The organism is Streptomyces sp. NPDC057617 (genome assembly GCF_042800555.1).
Classification (GTDB): Bacteria; Actinomycetota; Actinomycetes; order Streptomycetales; family Streptomycetaceae; genus Streptomyces.
The window spans coordinates 337,325-357,366 of the sequence record NZ_JBHVGV010000006.1 but is presented as its reverse complement, the minus strand read 5'-3'; the positions used below and the strand labels follow the sequence as shown (position 1 = coordinate 357,366).

Below are 20,042 nucleotides of genomic sequence, written 5' to 3'. Positions count from 1 at the left end.
TCTTCCTGTCCGTATTCGCCGGCATGGTCACCGGCCTCGCCGATCTGCTCCAGCCGCTCTTCCACGCCGGGGCCGCCGCCGCGGCGATCGTCCTCTTCACCGCCTGCGTACGGCTGGCCGTCCACCCGCTCTCCCGCGCCTCCGCCCGTGGTCAGAAGGCCCGTACCAAAATCGCCCCGCAGATCGCCGAACTGCGCAAGAAGCACGCCAAGAACCCCGAGCGCCTGCAGAAGGCCCTCATGGAACTGCACGCCAAGGAGAAGATCTCGCCGCTGTCGGGCTGTCTGCCCAGCCTGTTGCAGATGCCGGCGTTCTTCCTGATGTACCACCTCTTCTCCAACCGGACGATCGGCGGCGGGCAGAACGAACTCCTCGGTCACTCCCTCTTCGCCGCGCCCCTCGGCGGTCGCTGGACGGACGCGCTCGCGCACGGCGGGATGTTCGGTGCGGCGGGACTGGTGTACGTGGCGCTCTTCGCGATCGTCGCCGGGGTCGCCACCTTCACCTTCCGGCGGACCCGGATCCAGATGGCGGCCATGCCCGCGATGCCGGCCGGGCCGGACGGGCAGCAACTCCCGGGCATGGGCGCGATGACGAAGATGATGCCGCTGCTCTCCTTCGCGACGCTGTTCACCGTCGGGGTGGTGCCGCTGGCGGCGGCGCTGTACGTGGTGACAAGTACGACGTGGACGGCGGTCGAGCGGTACTTCCTCTACCGGGACATGTATCGGGACATGGCGGCGGCGAAAGCGGAGCGCGCGGAAGCAGGGAGCGCGAAAGCGGGGAGCGCGAAAGCGGGACGCGGGCCCGTTGCGGGCGGCCCCGGCCCCGGCCCTGGCCCCGGGCGCGGGCGCGGGCGCCGTGCAGGTCAGGGACGTGGTCCAGGTTATGAACAGGGACTTGCGGAGTGATCGGATGTCTTGGAGGATCGAACAATCCCCGATGGCCGCGCCCATCGGCCCAAAACCGCTCGATTCGGCCTCGAAAACGCTCGACCAGCTCGACCAGAGGGAGACAGACGATGAAGCTGCTGCGTGTCGGTACGGCGGGGGCGGAGCGCCCGGCCCTGCTCGACCAGGACGGGACGACCCTTCGGGATCTGTCCGGGCTGGTCACGGATATCGACGGGGCGCTGCTCGCCGATGAGGCCGCGCTCGACCGGATCAGGGCCGCGGCAGCCGCCGGTGAACTGCCAGTGCTGGACGGCGAGGGTGTACGGACCGGGCCGCCGCTCGCCCGTATCGGCAAGATCGTGTGCATCGGGCTGAACTACCACGACCATGCCCGGGAGACCGGTGCCGAGATACCGGGTGAGCCGATCATCTTCTTCAAGGCGCCGGACACGGTGGTCGGACCCGAGGACACCGTGCTGGTGCCGCGGGGCAGCCGTAAGACCGACTGGGAGGTCGAGCTTGCGGTGGTCATCGGACGTACGGCCCGCTATCTGGACTCCGTGGAGGACGGCCTCGCGCACGTGGGCGGGTACGCGGTGTCGAACGATGTCTCCGAGCGCGAGTTCCAGATCGAGCGCGGCGGTACGTGGGACAAAGGCAAGAACTGCGAGACGTTCAACCCGCTGGGGCCCTGGCTGGTGACGGCGGACGAGATACCGGACCCGCAGGCGCTGCCGATGCGGCTGTGGGTCAACGGCGAACTCCAGCAGAACGGCACGACGGCCGACCAGATCTTCGGCGTGGGCGAAGTGGTGCGGTACGTGAGCCAGTTCATGACGCTGTACCCGGGTGATGTCATCAACACGGGTACGCCGGCGGGGGTGGCGCTGGGCAAGCCGGAGCCGAAGCCGTATCTGCGGGCGGGGGATGTGGTGGAGCTGGAGATCGAGGGGCTGGGCAAGCAGCGCCAGGAATTCAAAGACGCGTAGCGTCTTTTGTCCTCAATCGCCGGACGGGCTTGGTGTGTCGCCGGACGGGCGGAAAATCAGCCCGTCCGGCGATTGAGGACACAGCGGCCTGTCCGGCGATTGAGGACACGGAAAACGTCAGCCGCGCAAGCGTTCCAGCGCCTCCACCACCAGCGCGTGGTCCTCCGCCTGGGGGAGGCCCGAGACCGTGACCGTGCCGATGATGCCCGCGCCCTCCACCGCCAGTGGGAACGAGCCGCCGTGGGCCGCGTAGAAGTCCGGGTCCAGGCGGGAGGAGTTCTCGAAGGTGGTGCCCTTGGCGCGGAAGCGGGTGCCGACGAGGAGCGAGCTGGCGCCGTACCGTTCCACGACCCGGCGTTTGCGGTCGATCCAGGCGTCGTTGTCCGCCGACGAGCCGGGGAGCGCGCAGTGGAAGAGCTGCTGGGGGCCGCGGCGGATGTCGATCGCGACCGGGGCGTTGCGCTCGCGCGCCAGCTCGACCAGCAGGCAGCCGAGCGTCCACGCGTCGTCGTAGGTGAACTGACGGAGCGTCAGCCGGACTTCCTGGGCTTCCAGTTCGGCGACACCGGGGGCCTGGGCCGAAGCCGATGCCTGAGCCGAAGTCGGAGCTGGCCCCGAAGCCGGGCCCGTAGCCGGTGCGGAGGACGCGGCGCTCATGACTGGGTCTCCAGGGTGATGACCGTGCCCTCCTGGGCCGAGCGCCGTGCCGCCTCCAGGACCTCCAGCGTCGCCGCCGCCTCGTACGCCGTCACCGGAGGCGCGATGCCCTTGCGCAGCGCGGTGGCGATGCCCGCGTAGTACGCCGGGTAGTCGCCCGGTTCGGTCTCCACCGGGTGGCCGCCCCCGGTCAGCGGCGACTCGCCCGCGCCGATCCGCCCCCACAGCGACTCGGGCTCCACGCCCCAGCCGGCCGCCGTGCCCGGCCGCTTGCCCTCGCGCAGGTCCGCCTCCTGCGGGTCGAGACCGTGCTTCACATACCCCGCAGTCGAACCGAGCACCCGGAAGCGCGGGCCGAGCTGGGCCGCGGTGGCGCTGACGTACAGATGGGAGCGGACGCCGTTCGTGTGGGTGACCGCGATGAACGTGTCGTCGTCGGTCGCGGCGCCCGGACGGCGTACGTCCGTCTCCGCGTACACCCGCTCCGCCGGGCCGAACAGGACCAGCGCCTGGTCGACGACATGGCTGCCCAGGTCGTACAGCAGCCCGCCGATCTCCTCCGCCGCGCCCGACTCGCGCCAGCCGCCCTTCAGCTGCGGGCGCCACCGCTCGAAGCGGGACTCGAAGCGCTGTACGTCACCGAGCCGGCCGGTGTCGATGAGCCGGGCCAGCGTGAGGAAGTCGTTGTCCCAGCGGCGGTTGTGGAAGACCGAGAGCAGCAGCCCGCGCGCCTCGGCGAGCGCGGCCAGCTCGCGCGCCTCGGCCGCGCTGCCCGCGACCGGCTTGTCCACGACCACCGACAGACCGGCCTTGAGGGCGGTCGTCGCGAGCGGGACATGCGTCTTGTTGGGGGAGGCGATGACGATCAGGTCGAGCTCGTTCGCGCGCTCCCACAGCTCGACCGGCGACGTGGCGAACCGTACGTCCGGGAACTCGGCGCGCGCCTGCTCCCGGCGCTCCGGGCTCGCGGTGACGATCGTGTCGAGGACGAGCCCGTCCGTGGTGGCGATCAGCGGGGCATGGAAGACGGAGCCCGCGAGGCCGTAGCCCACGAGTCCGACGCGCAGCGGGGTGCCGGTACGGGGGCCGGTGCGGGTACCAGTCAAGGTCATGGCTCCACTTAAGCAACGGCGTTGCCAAAGTGCAACCACGAGGGAGAATGGCGGACGTGGAGAGAAGAAACGGGGATGTCACGGGAGTAGCCGGGGGTAGCGCGGCCGTCACCAGCGGTACGGCTACCGGGGGTACGGTCACTGGTGGTGCGGCTACCGGCGGTACGGTCACCGGCGGTGCCGTCACCGGCAGTACGGTCGCCGGGACCGCGGGCGCCGGGGCCAATCTGCCGGTACTGCGCAGCCACAACGCGGCCCTGGTCCTCGATCTGCTGCGCGCGGCGGGCGACGCGGGGATCAGCCGGCTGGAACTCGCCGAGCGGACCGGCCTCACCCCGCAGGCGGTCAGCAAGATCACGGCCCGGCTGCGTACGGAGGGCATGGCCACGGAGGCCGGCCGCCGCGCCTCCACGGGCGGCAAGCCCAGGACCGTACTGCGGCTGGTCCCCTCCGCCGCCTCCGCGGTCGGCCTGCACCTGGACCGCGACGAACTGACGGCGGTCCTGGTGGACCTGTCCGGTGCTCTGGTCGCGGTACGCACGGTCCCCCTCGACCTCGGCGCGGGAGCGGACCAGGTCATCGAGACGGCGGCGGTCCAGGTCGACGCGGTCCGCGCGGAAGCGCTGCGGGCGGCGAGGGTACGGGCGGGCGCGCGGCTCGACATGCCGGTCGGCGCCGGGCGCGTGGGCGTCGCCCCCACGGCCGGGACCTCCGTACGAGCGGGCGCCCCCGTACCCCCCGGCCCCGGGACCTCCGCAGCCCCCGCGGCCAGGACCTCCGTAGCCTCCGGGGCCGAGGCCTCCGTACGAGCCGGGACCTCCCTGCGAGCCGGGATGCGGCCGGACTTGGTGGCCGGTGAGTGCGACGGCGCGCAGGACGTACTCGGCGTCGGCGTCGCCATGCCCGGGCCGCTCGACCATCGGGCCGGGGTGCCCGGGCGGGTCACCGGGTTTCCGGAGTGGGAGGGGTTTCCGCTGCGCGAGGCGCTCGCCGCGCGGCTTCAGCTTCCCGTCGTCCTGGACAAGGACACCAACGCCGCCGCCCTCGGTCTCGCCCTGCGCGGGGCCGGCGACTCCTTCGCGTATCTCCATCTCGGTACGGGACTGGGCGCCGGGCTCGTGCTCGGCGGCGGACTGCACCGCGGGGCCCGCACCGGGGCCGGGGAGTTCGGGCACCAGGTCATCCAGCTCGACGGGCCCCGCTGCGACTGCGGCAACCGCGGCTGTATCGAGGCGCTCTGTCTCGCCGCCGTCGCCCGCGGTGATCTGCCGGAGGCGGCGCGGGTGCTCGGCGCAGGCGCGGCGAACCTCGTCGGCCTGCTCGACATCGACCGCGTCCTGCTCGGCGGCCGAACGATCGCCGCGCACGAGGCGTGTTTTGTACGGGGAGTCGGCGCGGTCGTCGCCGAACGGGCCCGGGGCGCGGTCATCCCCGTCACCGCGGCCGAGGGCGGGCCGCACCCGGTCGCCGAGGGAGCGGCGCAACTTGTTCTCGCACCGGTCTTCGGCCATCGGCGGGAGTCGGAACTGGGCTGACGGAGCCGGAACTGGGCTGATGGGGTGTGTTCATGTGATTTTCCGGCTGTTCGGGGTCGTGGCGCTCCGGACGGCCCGCGGTCGCATGGCAGCGTGACAGGGGCTCGGGTCGTGTCCTGTCCGGTGCGGCCCGGGCGCCCGGCCATGTCCCGCAGCACACCGACCAGCACACCAACGCGACCCGCGAGCAGCAAAGGCCACGCCACCCATGCGACTGCGTCACGCCCTCGCCACCGGAATCACCGTGGCCACGACGACGATCGCGCCGATGACGGCCCACGCCCTGCCCGTCCCCGTACGAGCCGTGCCGCTGCCCGTCCCCGTACAGGCCCTGCCCGCCCTCGAACAGGCCGTGTCCCTGCCTGCCGCCCCCGGTCCCCGGTGCGGCAAGCTCTCCGACCCCGAGTTCCCGATCACCTCACGGATCCTCGGCGGGCCCGACGCCTACCGGCCCGGCGGTGCCGCCGGGTCGTGGGCGCTCGAACTCACCAACACCACCGCCGAGACGTGCCGCGACATCCATCCCGTGCTCGTCCTCGTCGACCGGCACCGGGCGCTCACCGCCTCCCAGCTCACCCTGGAGATGACCGATGGCGCGGGGCGCTGGCACGCGCTGCCGCTGGAGAAGACCGAGCGGGACGAGATCATCGGCGTACTCGACGACGGCTCGCCGGGCTTCGCCGTACCGGCCGGCCGTACCGTCACCGTCCACGCGCGGCTCGCGTTCGCCGCGAACACCGAGCCCAACAAGGTCATGATCACCGCCGCGGCCGTCCAGCGGCGGGGCCGGGACGGCGACTGGGTCGGGGAGTCCGACGCGTACCGGCTGGCCGTCCGCAAACCCGAAGGCAACAGCACCGGCGGCGACGGATCCGCCAAGGGCACCGGTACGAGGACACCCGCGCCCACCGTCGGCCACTCCCACCCCGGCGACCGGCCGACCGGCACCGGTCAACTCGCCCGCGCGGGACTGGAAGGCGACCTCGTGGGCCGTACCGCCGCGGTGGCCGCACTGCTCATCGCCGGAGTCCTCTTGGTCGTCGGTGCCCGACGACTCCGTACCGACCGTACCGAACGGCACTGACAACCTCCGGACAAGCCGCTGGACGAGCCGCCGCAAGCCGCTGGACGAGCCGCCGTACAAGCGCCGCGGGAGTGCCGTACGAGTGCCGTACGGGACGAGAGCCCGTCTGCGGCTCCCGCTGTACACCCTCGTTACGCTGGGCGTGTCGGACCACGCATTATTGGCCACCCCAGAGCGGAGAACAGTCCAGTGGCAGAGCGCAAGCCGATCGAGTCCTGGCTCACCGACATGGACGGCGTGCTCATTCACGAAGGGGTACCGATCCCCGGCGCCGCCGAGTTCATGAAGCGCCTGAAGGAGTCGGGCAAGCCGTTCCTCGTCCTCACCAACAACTCCATCTACACCCCGCGCGATCTCCAGGCCCGGCTCGCCCGGATGGGGCTCGACGTGCCCGTGGACAACATCTGGACCTCGGCGCTCGCCACCGCCAGATTCCTGGAGGACCAGCGGCCCGGCGGTACGGCGTATGTCATCGGCGAGGCGGGACTGACCACCGCCCTGCACGACATCGGCTACATCCTCACCGACCACGAGCCGGACTATGTGGTGCTCGGCGAGACCCGTACATACAGCTTCGAGGCGCTGACCAGGGCGATCCGGCTGATCAACGGCGGAGCGCGGTTCATCTGCACCAACCCCGACGAGACCGGCCCGTCGACCGAGGGCCCGCTGCCCGCGACCGGCGCCGTGGCCGCGCTGATCACCAAGGCCACCGGCAAGGACCCGTACTTCGCGGGCAAGCCCAACCCGCTGATGATGCGGACGGGACTCAACGCGATCGGCGCGCACTCCGAGACCAGCGCGATGATCGGCGACCGGATGGACACCGACGTCCTCGCCGGTCTGGAGGCGGGGATGGAGACCTTCCTGGTGCTGAGCGGACTGACCGCGCCCGGCGACATCGACCGCTATCCCTTCCGGCCCTCCACGGTCGTTGACTCGATCGCCGATCTGGTCGATCGCATCTGAGCACGTCAGCGGGGGAATGGCGGGCGGGCGGCGCGCGCTGCGGATGCGGAAGGACCGGGGACGCGTGAGTCTCTGAGATGTCGGGATGGAGCGTCGGCGTCAGGAGGTCCACGATGCGTCCAGGGTTGCTCGCTCTCCGTGCCGCGGGTGCGGCCGCCGTGGTGGTGGCCGTACCGGTCCTCGTCACCGGCGCCGGCGGCGCCGTCCAGGACCACGATTCCGTGCGGGGCACACTGACCCCGTCGGCCGTGACCCTCGGCGGAGAAGCCGGGGCCGGGGCGGACGGCTGTACGAGCGGTACGGCGACGGCTCACGGAACCTGCCCCGGGCAGCGCCGCCCCGGAGCCCTGCCCACGCCGTTCGGCCCGGTGCAGATCGGCAGCGGCGGCCCGCCGGCATACGGTCCCGCTCATCCGGCGCGGGCTGAGGAACCCGGCAGCCCACGGGACGAGTCCGCCGGGCCCGGCGCCCCGCAGGCCGTGGTCGGCCTGGTCCTCGCGGGCGTCGCCGCGGTCGCGGTGGCCTTCCGGGGCGCCCGGCGGCGGCGCGACGCCCGGGACCCGGACCTGCAACCGGACGCGAGCCACGACCGCCGTCTCTGACGCGGCTGTCGACGCGCCTGTCGTCACAGCTCGCCCACGAAGCCGCACGAAGCCGCTCGATCCGCCGGGCGGATCGGGCTCCTGTGCCAGGATTGGTGGCGGCCGGTCCCGACCGGCGGGCAGGGGAGGTCCGGAGGCGCGGGGGGTGCGCGCTCCGGGTCACGGTGCGTCAAGGGGGAGTGGATGTACGGCAGTTATTCCGGCCGGGGCGCGCGCGTCCGCGCGGTGCTGAGGGCGGGCGCGGTGGGGGCGTCGGCGGGTGCGGTGCTGCTCGTCGCGGGCTGTTCGTCCGGCGGCGACGGCGGTGCGGACGGCGGCGGTGACGGCGGTACGAAGATGGCTCCGATCGGCCAGCGCCCCAAGGCGGAGGCACCGTACTGGGTCAACCCCGACGGCACGGCGGCCCGGGAGGCCGCCGCGTACGCCGGCCGGGGCGACACCGCGAACGCCGGGCTGATCAGGAAGATCGCCGAACAGCCGGTCGCCGAGTGGATCGGCCCCGACACCCCCGAGGCCCAGACCAAAGGTTTCACCGAAGCGGCGGCGAAGGCCGACCGGGACGCCCTGCTGGTCCTCTACAACATCCCGCACCGCGACTGCGGCCAGTTCTCCAAGGGCGGCGCCGTGGACGGCAACGCGTACCGTGCCTGGATCGACCAGGTCGCCCAGGGCATAGCCGACCGCCGCGCCACCGTGGTCTTGGAGCCCGACGCCGTACTGCACCTGGTGGACGGCTGCACCCCGGAGGCGTACCACGAGGAGCGGTACGACCTGCTCAAGGGCGCCGTCGAGCGGCTCAAGCAGCAGCCCGCCACCTCGGTCTACGTCGACGCGGGGAACGCGGGCTGGCAGTCGCCCGACGCGCTCTTCGAACCGCTCCAGCGCGCGGGCATCGCCGCGGCGGACGGCTTCGCGGTCAATGTCTCCAACTTCTACCCGACCGGCGCGAGCGCGGACTTCGGCAGGCGGCTCTCCGAGAAGGTCGGCGGCAAGCCGTTCGTGATCGACACCAGCCGCAACGGCAACGGCCCGTACACCGGCGGCGATCCGGGCGAGACCTGGTGCAACCCCCCGGGCCGCGCCCTCGGCGAGGCGCCGACCACCGACACCGGTGACCCGCTGGTCAAGGCGTATCTGTGGGTGAAGCGGCCCGGGGAGTCGGACGGCGACTGCAAGGGCGGGCCCAAGGCGGGCGAGTGGTATCCGGAGTACGCCCTGGAGCTGGCGCGCAACACGAAGTAGCGCGGCGGGCGCGGGGGTTGGCGGGCGGACGCGGCGCGCTGCCCGTACCGCCCCCGCCCACAGGCCCTACGGAATCTCCACCCACACGCCCTCGGACGGCGTGCCCTTCGTGTCCGTGACGAACAGCATGTACCAGCCCGACGGCACCAGCGCCCTGTTCTTCGGGACCGTGACCTCGATACCGTCCGCCGTCTTCTTCACGTCCAGTGCCACCGACCGCTGTTCGACATCGGTGACATGCGTGACCGCGCTGGGCCGCATCAGCTTCGCCGACGCGATCGCCCCGGGGTCCGCCGTCCTGAACTCCGCCGTCCCGCCCCGCTTCACACTCTTCGGCCCGCCCGAGAGCACAGGCCGCTCGTCCCGGAAGAGATACGGCGGCGTGTAGATCTCGACGCGCTGCTCGAAGACGCCCGGCTTGGTGTTGGCCTTGTCCGAGTAGAGCGGGTCCGAGCCGAAGACCATGACCCGGCCGTCGGGCAGCAGGACCGAGCCCGAGTGGTAATTGCGGCCCACCGCCGGATCGGCGACCCGATCGTACGAGGCCGCCTTCGGGTCGTACAGCCGTGCCTGGAGGACGTCCGAGCCGCCGCGCCCCCGGTAGTCCTCGGAGCCGCCGGTGATCAGTACGGAGTCGTCGGGCAGCAGCGAGGCGCTCGGATAGCGGGTGCCCTTCTCCAGCGCCGGGCCGTCCGTGAAGCGCGGGTCGCGGGCCTTGAGGTCGACCAGCCGGGACTTCTCACTCGACTTCTCGGACTCGCCGACCCCGCCCCCGCCGATGACCATGAACTTCTGGTCCTGGGCGGGCGGCAGCATGACCGTCGCCGATGTCTCCATCCGGTCGGGATCGCTCAGCCCCGGAATCTTCTTGAACTTGTTCGTCTCCAGATCCCAGATGCCCGGATCACGGCCGACATCGGCCGGGCCGTAACCGGCGTTCGAGCCGCTGTAGAAGAGCTTGCCGTTGTCCAGAAGGAAGATCGCCGGGTAGGTGGGAAACTTCCTGATGATTCCCGTGTACTCCCACGACTTGGTCTTCGGGTCGTAGATCTCGTCCTTGCCGGGGACTATCTGGCCGATTTCGTCGAGACCCGACAGCGCCAGTACCTTGCCGTCCTCAAGGGTGGTCAGCGTCGGATACCAGCGTGCCTCGTTCATCGGGTCGACGGTGATGTACTTCTCCGCCAGCGGATCGAACTCATAGGCTTCCTTGATGCCCTGGAAGTCCTTCTTGTCGAGCGCGAGCTTCTGCGCGATGCCGTACACATTGCGGGCGTCGGAGCCCTTCATGCCCTGCACCCGGTAATTGTCCTCGGTGCCGGTCTCGTATTTCTTGCCGGACTGGCGCGCCTCGACATAGATACGACCGAGACCCGCCTCGGTCCGCAGGAAAGCGCCGGTCTCCGGATCGAAGATCTTCTTCGCCTTCTCGACCAGGACCGGGTCCTTGGAGACAAAGGTCTTGCCGTTCTCCTTGCCCGTGAACATCGTGCCCGCGGGCAGGGTGACCGGCTTGTCCGGGTCCTCGTTGTGGACGATCATCAGGCCGCCGGCCTTGGTGACATCGCCCTTGAGCTTCTCGTACCGCTTGGTGCCGCCCGCCACCAGCAGGTTCCCGTCCGGCAGTTGGGTGTGCCCGGAGCAGAACATGTCCTTGGGCGTCGGGATCTTCTTGTACGTATTGGCCTTCGGGTCCCAGAGGATCGACTCGAACTTCCCCGCGTCGAAGTTCTTCTGGTTGTTGCCCGAGCCCGCTATCAGCAGCACCTTGCCGGTGTGCAGCAGGGCGGCGTGGATCGAGTTGATACGGAACTCGGACGGGATGTCGAGAAAGTCCCAGTGCCCGTTCTCGGCCTTGTACTCCGGCCGGTTGATCGTGTACTCGTGGTATTTCGCCGAGCCGAACCGGTAGAGCGCTGGACCGTTCACCCCGGCCACCGCGACCACCACCGCGGCGCCTATCGCAATCCGTCGGGCACGGTTTCTGCGGTGGTTCTGCCGGACGGGAGTGGCGCTCATTTCTTACGTCCCCCAAGGGAAATCTGCATGGTCTGATCAGTGGCCGCGGGCGGGCCCGCGGGCTGCTGCGGTACGAAGGGAGCCGCGCCTCCGGACGCCGCGCCCCCGGACGGGGCCGTGCCCCCGGACGGAGGGCCGGCGTCACCGCGACCCCGCCCCTTCCGCTTCTTCCTGTCCTGGCGCATTCCCCAGCGCCAGGCGAAGATCGGCGCCGCCGTGATGAGCATCGCCAGCGAAGCCCAGGTGATCATCGCCGGATGGTCGTGCCCGAAGTAGAAGGACGAGGCCAGCGATCCGCCGAAGACCAGGATGAAGAAGAGATGGATCCGGAAGGTCCCGAAGAGCGTGTCAGGACTGGACGAGTCGCCCTTGGGCGTCACCACGAAACCGCTCTTCCGGCGCAGTACGGCGTCCATCAGCGAGCGGGCGTAGATCGGCGCGGAGAGCGCGGACATCACCATGCCGGCCAGTCCGCCGGACCCCTCGGGCTCGTGCGGCGAGACATTGTGGCGCCGGTTCCAGATGTAGAGCCCGATCTGGAGCGCCGAGGCATTCCCGTACAGCATCATCCAGATCGCCGGGTCGATCTGCACACCCGAGGCGCCCATGCCCAGGAACAGCGCGCAACTCAAGGCCGCCAGGATCCAGTTGAGGGCCGACATCGGGTAGAAGATGATCATCATGGTGTAGTTGAAGAGCTTGCCGGGCGGCAGCGTGCCGTACCCCCGCCAGTACTGCTTGAGGATCGTCTCGTACGTACCGCGCGACCAGCGGAGCTGCTGGGTGAAGAAGTCCGTCCAGGCGGTCGGTCCCTCGCCGACGGCGAGCACGTCCGGGGTGTAGACCGAGCGCCATTTGTTGCCGGTGCGCGGGTTCTTGGCGCGGTGCATCTCGAAGCCCGTCGCCATGTCCTCGGTGATCGAGTCGTACAGACCGCCGATCTGCTTCAGCGCGCTGATCCGTACGGCGTTGCTCGTACCGACGAACATGGGCGCGCCGTAGCGGTTGCCGGCGCGCTGGATCAGGGCGTGGAAGAGGAACTGCTGCGACTCGGCGGCCTTGGTGACGAAGGTGTCGTAATTGCCGTACACCTGGGGGCCGATGACAAAGCCGACATCCGGGTCGCGGAAGTAACCGAGCATCCGCTCCAGATAGTTGGGCATCGGTACGTGGTCGGTGTCGACGGAGGCGAAGAAGTCGTACGCGTCGCCGTGCGCGTCCAGCCAGGCGTTGTAGTTGCCGTGCTTGGTCTTCGCGCGGTGCGCTCCCTTGGGCTGGTTCCACTTCGCGACGCCCTTGCGGGAGAAGTGGTGCACCCCGAGACGGGCGCACACCTCCTTGACGGCCGGGTCGTCGCCCTCGTCGAGCAGCCAGACATGCATCAGCCCGCGGTGCCGGATCCTGACCGCCGCCTCCAGGGTCTTGGTGACCATGGCGAGCGGTTCCTTGCCGGGGACGAAGGAGGTGAGGAAGGCGACGCGGGTGCCGTTCTCCGGTACGACGGGGACGGGGTCGCGCGCCACCAGGGTGGCATGGGCGTTCGAGAGGACATTCATCGTGCGGAACAGCTCGATCAGTCCGATCGAGACGAGCATCACGATGTCGAGGACGAGGAGGGTGTCGTTCTTGAGGTTCGGATCGCGCTCGGTCCAGTGCTGCGGCTGCATCAGCCAGACGAAGAGCCCGAGCGAGAGCAGCGGCGCCGCGCCGAGGAGCAGGGCGGCGCGTATCCGGTGCGGCTCCTGGGAGAGGAGCGAGCGGTAGCGGACGGTGTACGGCTTGTCCGGGTCGGGCCGGGTGAGCGGTCCCGCGAGCCGGCTGTAGTGCTCGTAGTCGTACTTGGGGAGCGCGGGCTTCCTGGACCGGGGGCGCTGGCCGCCGCCTCTGAGATGGGAGGGGATCCGGAGCTGTGTGGTCCGGGACGCGTCGTTCTGCTGCGCGCCCTCTGGCGTCGACGTCATGAGTCATCCCCCCGCGAGCACGGTCGCTGCGTGATCGGTACCGACGGTTTCGTCCGGAACGGTCCCCCTCGACCACCGGCCCCGGGCGCGGCAGCCGCGGCCCCGCACTCAAGGACAGAGAACGGCGGCCGTCCGGTTGCACCCGCCCGTGGAGGTATCCCCTCGCGCCGCGTCCGACTGCAACCGCAAACGCAACTGCAACTGCTCGGACCGCGTACCTCATTGGCGTCGACGCGCCGGCGTCGACGCGTTCAGAACAGGTTGGCCGACCTGACTCGGGACCGCAAGGAAGAAAAGTTACGATTGTCGGTTGTGTACGCGATGTGAGCGGCCAGTGTGACGGATGTGGCGGCGGTGTGGTGGCCGGGCGGGTGGTGCCGGGTGCCGCGGCCGGGCGCGTGGCGCATGGTGCTTCGGTGCCCGGTGCTTCGCCGGAGACGCGGGAAGCCCCCTCGCTCGGTGCGAGGGGGCTTCTGTATGCGCGTGCGCCGCCAGGGACTCGAACCCCGGACCCGCTGATTAAGAGTCAGCTGCTCTAACCAACTGAGCTAGCGGCGCCTGCTGACCTGGAGGACTCTACCGGATCCGCGGAGGTGGTCCTGGCCATTTGATGGCTGTTGCGGCCTGTCGGATTGTCCTTTCTTCCCCTTGATCCGTCAAAATGCGACTTGTCCAGATAGTTGAGACACTGGCGCGCTTATCGTGCCGGAAAGATCGCGATGAGTGTGGAGGGGATCGCATGACCGTCCCGGTCTTCGACGAGTACGAGCCCGCCGCCGACTGCCCCTGCGCCGGCTGCGCCGAACGGCGGCGCGACCTGGCGAGGGGCGTACCGGTACGCGCGGGCGGCCACCCGGCCGCACACGGCGCCCGGCGGGCGCTGGTCCTGGCGACGGCGGGGGTGGCCCTCGGGACGGCGGGGACGGGTACGGAAGCGGCGTGGGCGGCGGGGCGGATTGAGGGTGTGACTGCGGCTGCGGGGGTTGTGGATACGGCGCCTGCGGTGACCGCGGGGGTGGCCGCGGGGAAGGCGGCCGGGTTTGCCGCGGGGGTGGCCGCTGGGCCGGAGCCCGAGACTCCGCAGGGCGGCAGCTCCCCGCTCTACGGGCGCCCGCTGCCCGGCCCCGGTTCCCACCGGCCCCACAGCGCCCTGCGCAGATCCACCCGGGCCGACATCATCAACCGCGCCAAGCGCTGGGCGAACGCGCAGGTGCCGTACAGCATGGTCAAGTTCTGGTCGGACGGATACCGCCAGGACTGCTCCGGCTATGTCTCGATGGCCTGGAACCTCGCGGGCAACGAATGGACGGGCACGCTGGCGCGGTACGGCGTACGGATCGACCACGACGAGCTCCAGCCCGGCGACATGCTGCTCTTCCACAATCCGGCCAACCCGCAGAAGGGGTCGCACGTCACGATCTTCGGCGGCTGGACCGACTACACCCGCTCCCACTACCTGGCGTACGAACAGGCGCAGCCGCACGCCCGCTCGCAGTCCACGCCCCTCGCGTACTGGAGCAACTCCGGCCGCTACGTCCCGTACCGCTACCGCGGGCTGGCCGAGAGCGGCGACGAGAAGGGGCCGGGGGCGAGTGCCGGGACCGGGGCGACGGCGGCGTATCCGGGGGCGGGGGCGTTCCGGCCGGGCGCGGTGAACGCGCATGTCAGACGGCTCGGCCGGATGCTGATCGCGCGCGGGGGCGGACGTTACTACCGGGAGGGCGCCGGGCCCCGGTGGAGCGAGTCGGACCGGCGGGCCACCCGGGCGTTCCAGCGGGCGCAGGGCTGGCGCGGCGCCGAGGCGGACGGGCTGCCTGGCCCGGCGACCTGGCGGTATCTGGTACGGGGCCTCGGAAAGGACATCCCGGCGGCGGGTGGGGACAAGGGCGGCGGGGCTTCGGGGAAGCCCGGGAAGCCCGGGAAGCCCGGGTCCGGGTCGGGGTCGGGGGCCGGGTTCGGGAAGGCCGTGCCGTATCCGGGCGCCCGGCACTTCCGGCCCGGCAGCACCAGCGTGTACGTCGAGCGGCTCGGCAAGCAGCTCGTGAAGAAGGGCTTCGGCAAGCACTACACCTCGGGCCCCGGGCGCGGCTGGACCGAGGCCGACCGGCGCAATGTCGAGGCGTTCCAGCGCGCCCAGGGGTGGCGCGGCGCCGAGGCCGACGGCTATCCCGGCCCGCAGACCTGGCGGCGACTCTTCGCATGACGGAGGCACGGATGACGACGACCTCGCACCCGAACGACGAAGGGCCGGCCCCCGCGCCGCCCCCGCCGGACGGCGAGCACCCGCCCGAGCCCGCCCCGCCGCCGGCGGCCGAACCGGCCCAGCGCTCGGCCCGCCCCCTGTTCGGCGCGGAGGTGTGGACCCCGACCCGGACGTCCCGGGAGGACCGGACGGAGGAGGCGGCCGAGCCGCCGGGGGCGGTGGAGACGACCCTGCCGATCGACATGTCCGGTACGCCCGGGGCCGATGGCGCGGCCGACGGGACCGACCCCTTCGGCCTGACGGGCCGAACGGCCGCGCCGGATGCGCCGGACGCGTTCGTCCCGTCCGGCTGGGCCGCCGTGTCGGGCCGTGACGGCGCGCCGGGGCGCAACGGCCGGGAGGCAGCCGGCCCGACTGGCCGACCCGGTCCGCCCGACGCGGTCGATGCGACCGGTGTGGCGGACCGGAACGGCGTGACCGGCTCCGGCGATCCAACTGGCTGGATGGGCCGTAACGGTGGATCAGTTCCCAGCGACGTCACGGACACGACCGGCCCGGTCGACAGGCCCGGCTTTTTCGACGCGGTCGGTGTGCCTGGCTCCGCCGGTCCAACTGGCCGGACGGGTCTGAACGGTGGGTTCGATCCCAGCGGCGTTACGGGCACGACTGGCCCGGTCCACTCGACCGGCCCTGGCGGCCCTGCGGGGCTCGACGCTCCAGACCCGGACGGTCTGGTCGGCTTTCCCGACACGGTCGGCGTGACGGACCGGAACGGCAGGCCCGTTCCCAGCGGCGTTACGGTCCCGACCGATCCGGCCGACCCAACGCGCTTGACCGGCGCGGGCGGCGCGCATGGCGCGTCCGGCCCGGACGGCCTGACCGGCTCGACCGATACGGTCGACCCAACACGCCTGACCAGTACGGGCGTTGCGCCCGGCTGGACCGGTTCGTCCGGCGCGGACGGCGGGTCCGGGCTCGGGCCGTACGGCCCGTCCGGCCGTACGGGTTCGACCGACGCGGTCGGTACGAGCGGCTCGCCCGGCTTGACCGACCGGAGCCGTGTATCCGGCTCCGTCGGACCACTCGGCGGGACCGGCACGACTGGCCCGATGGGCCCGACCCACGAGGGCGGTGCGACGGACGCGACCAGCGCGTCCGGCTGGATCAGCTCGACCAAGGCCGACGGTGTCGGGTCCTCCGACTGGACCGGCCCGAACGGCACGGTCAGTCCGACCGGCCGGACCGGGGGGACCGGTGTGTTCGACTCCGCCGGCTCAGCAGCCGGCCCGATGGGTCTGAACGGCGTTACGAGCACGCCGGACCCGGTCACCCCGACCGGCTCAACCGAAATGGCCGGTTCGACCGGCCCGACCGGTTTGATGGGCCCGAATGGTGGGTCCGGTCCCACCAGCGTTACGGGAATGCCCGGCCCGGTCGACTCGACCGGCGCACGTGGCGCGTCCGGCCCGACGGGCGTGAACGGCAAGTCGGCATCAGCCGACACAACCGGCTGGCCCGGCCTGGCCGATCCGACTGGCCACACTGGAGCCGTAGGCCCGAACGGCCTGGCCGACTCGGCCGGCTTTACCAGCCCGACCGGCGCGAACGGCGCGGCTACGCCGGCCGACGCAACCGGCCGGCCCGGCTCGACCGGCTTGACCGGTCGCACCGGCACGGTCGACCCCGCTGGCCTGGCCGGGCACGACGGCCTGGGCGGTGCGGTGGACTCGACCGGTCCGAGAGACCCCGCCTACGCCACCGGCTCGGCCGGGCACAACGCCCCAGGCGGCACAACCGGCCCGTACAGCTCCACCGGCCCCGGGACCGCCGACCCGTTCACCCCCACCGGGCCCAATGGCACCGGCCCGACCGGCCGCAGCCCCAACGGCCTCAGCTCTACCGGCACCGGCCCCACCGGCCCGTACAGCCCCACCGGTGCCGCCGAACCCGTCGGCTCCGCCGACCCCAGCCCCCGTACCGCCGGCGAACCCGCGCCCCGTTGGAGTCCGCTCATCGTCGGGGAGTCCACCCACGAGATCCCCGTGCACCTCCTCTTCCGCGACGAGACGGCCGCCGACGACGCCACCAAGTCACCCGGCGCCGGGCGGCGTTGGGGGACCGGGGAGCAGCCTCGGGTCAGGCGGGCGCACGCCGCCGTGCCCGCCGTGCCGTTGCGGCCTCCGCCGCCCGTGGATCCGAAGCTGGTCGAGCGGCCCGGGCCGGTGCTGCCCGGGTGGGCCGCCGTGCTCGTCGGGGTGCTCGCGCTGGTCGCGTGTGCGGTGGTTGTGTGGTGGTCCGGGGCCGTGCCGGAGGCCGTGACCGGGCCGCTCGGGCTGGGGGCGAACCCCGACCGCGGCATCGGGATCGGCCAGTGGGCCCTGCTCGCGCTCGGCGGGACCGTCACCCTCTTCGCCTTCGGCGGGCTCGGCCGTGGCCGGGTCGGCCAGGCCTGGGTGCTGACGCTGTTCGGCGAGTACCGCGGCAGCGTCCGCCGTACCGGACTGCTCTGGGTGAGCCCGCTGCTGCTGCGCCGCCGGATGGACGTACGGCTGCGGCACTGGCGCAGCGAGCCGATGCCCGCCGTCGACTCGAACGGCACCGCGCTGTGCGTGGTCGTGCTGGTCATCTGGCGGGTCAGGGACACCGTACGCGCGGCCCTCGGCGTACAGGACCACGAGGAGTATCTGCGCGAGCAGGTCGAGGCGGCGATGGCGCGGGTGCTCTCCCAGCTTCCCGCCGACGCATTCCACGACGAGGCCCCCACCCTGCGCAACGCGGAGGCGGTCGGCGACGCGCTGACCCGGATGCTCTCGGCGGAGTGCCGGCCCGTCGGTATCGATGTGTTCTCCGCGCAGCCGACCCGTATCGAGTACGCGCCGGAGATCGCAGCCGCGATGCAGCGCAGCCGGATCGCGGCGATCGACGCCAAGCACCGGGACAGCGTGCTGACTTCCGTGGTGGACGCGGTGGACGACACCGTGCACCGGCTGACCGCCCGCGGACTGGTCGAACTGGACGATTACGAGCGCAAGGTGCTGGTCAAGGACCTCACCGTGGCGTTCTACACCGGGCGGCAAGGCACCCCGGAGAGGCTGTAATTGGTCTGGACCTGGCTCGTACTTGTTATGGACACGGTCAAGTTCCGTTAATACTCTAGAGCTTGGTCTAGACCGCAGACTGTTCCCCCTGCACGCGTGCAGTACGGCTCACCGAACTCCCCACGTTCTCTGGAGCGAAGCATGCGAAAGAAGATAGGCGCGGCCGTTGTCGGCCTCGCCGTGGCGGGCGTGTCCCTGCTCGCCACCAGCAGCGCAAGCAGCCATGGCTACACGGACTCCCCCATCAGCCGTCAGAAGCTCTGTGCCAACGGCACGGTGACCAACTGCGGCAACATCCAGTGGGAGCCGCAGAGTGTCGAGGGGCCCAAGGGCTTCCCGAACGGCGGCCCCGCCGACGGCAAGATCTGCTCGGGCGGCCTCGGCCAGTTCGCGCAGCTCGACGACCCGCGCGGCGGCTCCTGGCCGACCACCAAGGTCAGCGGCGGCCAGAGCTACAACTTCCGCTGGCAGTTCACCGCGCGGCACGCCACGACCGACTTCAAGTACTACATCACCAAGAACGGTTGGAACTCCAACGCGCCGCTCACCCGCGCCGCCCTGGACACCCAGCCGTTCCTGACGGTGCCGTACAACAACCAGCAGCCGCCCGCGACGCTGTCGCACTCGGGCACGCTGCCTTCGAGGTCGGGCAAGCACATCATCCTGGCGGTGTGGACCATCGCCGACACGGGGAACGCGTTCTACGCGTGCTCCGACGTCCAGTTCTGAGACGGTCACTCCGGTTGTGAACGTCCAGTTCTGACAGTTCTGACGTGTGGCCGGCCGTGGCCGGCGTAGTCAGGCCGTAAGAACCTCGGGGGGCACGGCCCCCGCCCGGTCCGCCGCCGTGCGGTCCGCGCTCCCCGAGGCGCGTGTCATCACCGCGTACGGAGCGTACGTCCGCCCTGCCCCCGCGCGCCCGAGCGCCCGGCACGCGGGCGCAGACCGGGCAGCCCGGGACGGAACCGTCAACTCGAAGCGTTCACAGGGGCGTTCGGTGTGAAAGGGGTTTGCCCGCGCCGGGATTTGGGGGACCATTCCCGCGGCGGTCATCGCGCGTAGACCCGTGCGACAGCCGTGCCGTTCACGCTTGCGGCGCTCCATGCCACCCCGGGCAAGGAGCGTGTCCCCCCACCCGTACGGAGGTTGATCCGTCATGCGCAGACGTCTGGCTCTCCCGCTCGCCTCGGCCGTACTCGCCATCGCCGCTTCCCTGCTGACGGCCACTTCGGCCACCGCCGCCCCGGCGGACAAGCCGCAGGTGCTCAGCAGCTGGACCCAGGAGTCCGTGAACAGCTACAACTCCTTCATGGCGGCCCGTGGCAACCAGGGCGCCTGGTCGGCCTACGGCTTCGACTGGTCCACGGACTACTGTTCCTCGTCGCCCGACAACCCCTTCGGCTTCCCCTTCCAGAACGCCTGCGTGCGCCACGACTTCGGCTACCGCAACTACAAGGCGGCCGGTACGTTCAGCGCCAACAAGGCCCGGATCGACTCCGCCTTCTACGCGGACCTCAAGCGCGTGTGCGCCAAGTACTCGGGTGCCACGAAGGCTTCCTGCGACGCGCTGGCGTGGACGTACTACCACGCGGTCGACATCTTCGGCGTGAGCCCCATGGTCGACGGCACCCGCTCGGTCGCCTGACACCCGAGGTCGTTCTGACACCTGACAGCGGGG

15 protein-coding genes and 1 tRNA gene are annotated in these 20,042 nt (G+C 71.2%); 11 read left to right on the top strand and 5 right to left on the bottom strand.

What is annotated here, in order from left to right:
- Positions 1-23 precede the first annotated feature (23 nt).
- Positions 24-911: a YidC/Oxa1 family membrane protein insertase gene (locus ACFU9P_RS17870; protein ID WP_384081882.1), complete on the top strand. Its 888-nt coding sequence runs from the start codon at positions 24-26 to the stop codon at positions 909-911.
- A gap of 110 nt (positions 912-1,021) precedes the next feature.
- Positions 1,022-1,882: a fumarylacetoacetate hydrolase family protein gene (locus tag ACFU9P_RS17865; RefSeq protein ID WP_384081592.1), complete on the top strand. Its 861-nt coding sequence runs from the start codon at positions 1,022-1,024 to the stop codon at positions 1,880-1,882.
- Positions 1,883-1,999: 117 nt separating this feature from the next.
- On the opposite strand, the gene ACFU9P_RS17860 is transcribed toward ACFU9P_RS17865, so the two are convergent.
- Both ACFU9P_RS17860 and ACFU9P_RS17855 read right to left on the bottom strand, forming a co-directional pair.
- Positions 2,000-2,539, bottom strand: coding sequence for a heme-degrading domain-containing protein (locus tag ACFU9P_RS17860; protein ID WP_384081589.1), 540 nt, complete (start codon positions 2,537-2,539; stop codon positions 2,000-2,002).
- Positions 2,536-3,651, bottom strand: a complete 1,116-nt coding sequence (locus ACFU9P_RS17855) for a Gfo/Idh/MocA family oxidoreductase (RefSeq protein ID WP_384081586.1) — start codon at positions 3,649-3,651, stop codon at positions 2,536-2,538. The genes ACFU9P_RS17860 and ACFU9P_RS17855 overlap by 4 nt, the downstream gene beginning before the upstream one ends.
- A 227-nt stretch (positions 3,652-3,878) precedes the next feature.
- On the opposite strand from ACFU9P_RS17855, the gene ACFU9P_RS17850 reads away from it, so the two are divergent.
- From ACFU9P_RS17850 to ACFU9P_RS17830, 5 genes are all read left to right on the top strand, one after another.
- The gene (locus tag ACFU9P_RS17850) at positions 3,879-5,186 is read left to right on the top strand and encodes an ROK family transcriptional regulator (RefSeq protein WP_384081879.1); all 1,308 of its coding nucleotides are present in this window, start codon (positions 3,879-3,881) and stop codon (positions 5,184-5,186) included.
- Positions 5,187-5,394: 208 nt separating this feature from the next.
- Entirely contained in the window at positions 5,395-6,270 is an 876-nt protein-coding gene (locus tag ACFU9P_RS17845) for a hypothetical protein (RefSeq protein ID WP_376374056.1), read from the top strand.
- 189 nt (positions 6,271-6,459) lie between these two features.
- A complete protein-coding gene (locus tag ACFU9P_RS17840; RefSeq protein WP_046499241.1) occupies positions 6,460-7,239 on the top strand; it encodes an HAD-IIA family hydrolase in 780 nt (259 codons plus the stop codon).
- Between the two features lie 113 nt (positions 7,240-7,352).
- Positions 7,353-7,841 (top strand): hypothetical protein, encoded by a 489-nt coding sequence (locus ACFU9P_RS17835; RefSeq protein WP_384081582.1) that lies wholly within the window; start codon positions 7,353-7,355, stop codon positions 7,839-7,841.
- A gap of 183 nt (positions 7,842-8,024) precedes the next feature.
- Positions 8,025-9,083 carry a glycoside hydrolase family 6 protein gene (locus ACFU9P_RS17830; RefSeq protein WP_384081579.1) on the top strand — a complete coding sequence of 353 codons (1,059 nt, stop codon included), beginning with the start codon at positions 8,025-8,027 and terminating at the stop codon, positions 9,081-9,083.
- Positions 9,084-9,149: 66 nt separating this feature from the next.
- Here the strand turns inward: ACFU9P_RS17830 and ACFU9P_RS17825 are convergent, their stop codons facing one another.
- The 3 genes from ACFU9P_RS17825 to ACFU9P_RS17815 form a co-directional block, all read right to left on the bottom strand.
- Entirely contained in the window at positions 9,150-11,102 is a 1,953-nt protein-coding gene (locus ACFU9P_RS17825) for a galactose oxidase-like domain-containing protein (RefSeq protein WP_384081576.1), read from the bottom strand.
- Entirely contained in the window at positions 11,099-13,063 is a 1,965-nt protein-coding gene (locus ACFU9P_RS17820; RefSeq protein ID WP_384081573.1) for a glycosyltransferase family 2 protein, read from the bottom strand. The genes ACFU9P_RS17825 and ACFU9P_RS17820 overlap by 4 nt, the downstream gene beginning before the upstream one ends.
- 484 nt (positions 13,064-13,547) lie before the next feature.
- Positions 13,548-13,621 (bottom strand) — tRNA-Lys (locus ACFU9P_RS17815).
- Between the two features lie 181 nt (positions 13,622-13,802).
- On the opposite strand from ACFU9P_RS17815, the gene ACFU9P_RS17810 reads away from it, so the two are divergent.
- The 4 genes from ACFU9P_RS17810 to ACFU9P_RS17795 all read left to right on the top strand — a co-directional run bounded on the left by ACFU9P_RS17810 (position 13,803) and on the right by ACFU9P_RS17795 (position 20,009).
- Entirely contained in the window at positions 13,803-15,266 is a 1,464-nt protein-coding gene (locus tag ACFU9P_RS17810; RefSeq protein WP_384081570.1) for a peptidoglycan-binding protein, read from the top strand.
- 11 nt (positions 15,267-15,277) lie between these two features.
- Complete coding sequence (locus tag ACFU9P_RS17805) at positions 15,278-18,364, top strand: SPFH domain-containing protein (RefSeq protein ID WP_384081567.1); 3,087 nt, start codon at positions 15,278-15,280, stop codon at positions 18,362-18,364.
- 141 nt (positions 18,365-18,505) lie between these two features.
- A complete protein-coding gene (locus tag ACFU9P_RS17800) occupies positions 18,506-19,093 on the top strand; it encodes a lytic polysaccharide monooxygenase (protein ID WP_384081564.1) in 588 nt (195 codons plus the stop codon).
- 427 nt (positions 19,094-19,520) lie between these two features.
- Entirely contained in the window at positions 19,521-20,009 is a 489-nt protein-coding gene (locus ACFU9P_RS17795) for a phospholipase (protein WP_376374032.1), read from the top strand.
- The last annotated feature ends 33 nt before the right edge of the window (positions 20,010-20,042 follow it).

Coding starts and splice junctions, on each gene's coding strand:
- ACFU9P_RS17870 (WP_384081882.1), top strand. CDS start 24: ATGGTCACCGGCCTCGCCGATCTGCTCCAGCCGCTCTTCCACGCCGGG.
- ACFU9P_RS17865 (WP_384081592.1), top strand. CDS start 1,022: ATGAAGCTGCTGCGTGTCGGTACGGCGGGGGCGGAGCGCCCGGCCCTG.
- ACFU9P_RS17860 (WP_384081589.1), bottom strand. CDS start 2,539: ATGAGCGCCGCGTCCTCCGCACCGGCTACGGGCCCGGCTTCGGGGCCA.
- ACFU9P_RS17855 (WP_384081586.1), bottom strand. CDS start 3,651: ATGACCTTGACTGGTACCCGCACCGGCCCCCGTACCGGCACCCCGCTG.
- ACFU9P_RS17845 (WP_376374056.1), top strand. CDS start 5,395: ATGCGACTGCGTCACGCCCTCGCCACCGGAATCACCGTGGCCACGACG.
- ACFU9P_RS17835 (WP_384081582.1), top strand. CDS start 7,353: ATGCGTCCAGGGTTGCTCGCTCTCCGTGCCGCGGGTGCGGCCGCCGTG.
- ACFU9P_RS17830 (WP_384081579.1), top strand. CDS start 8,025: ATGTACGGCAGTTATTCCGGCCGGGGCGCGCGCGTCCGCGCGGTGCTG.
- ACFU9P_RS17825 (WP_384081576.1), bottom strand. CDS start 11,102: ATGAGCGCCACTCCCGTCCGGCAGAACCACCGCAGAAACCGTGCCCGA.
- ACFU9P_RS17820 (WP_384081573.1), bottom strand. CDS start 13,063: ATGACGTCGACGCCAGAGGGCGCGCAGCAGAACGACGCGTCCCGGACC.
- ACFU9P_RS17810 (WP_384081570.1), top strand. CDS start 13,803: ATGACCGTCCCGGTCTTCGACGAGTACGAGCCCGCCGCCGACTGCCCC.
- ACFU9P_RS17805 (WP_384081567.1), top strand. CDS start 15,278: ATGACGACGACCTCGCACCCGAACGACGAAGGGCCGGCCCCCGCGCCG.
- ACFU9P_RS17800 (WP_384081564.1), top strand. CDS start 18,506: ATGCGAAAGAAGATAGGCGCGGCCGTTGTCGGCCTCGCCGTGGCGGGC.
- ACFU9P_RS17795 (WP_376374032.1), top strand. CDS start 19,521: ATGCGCAGACGTCTGGCTCTCCCGCTCGCCTCGGCCGTACTCGCCATC.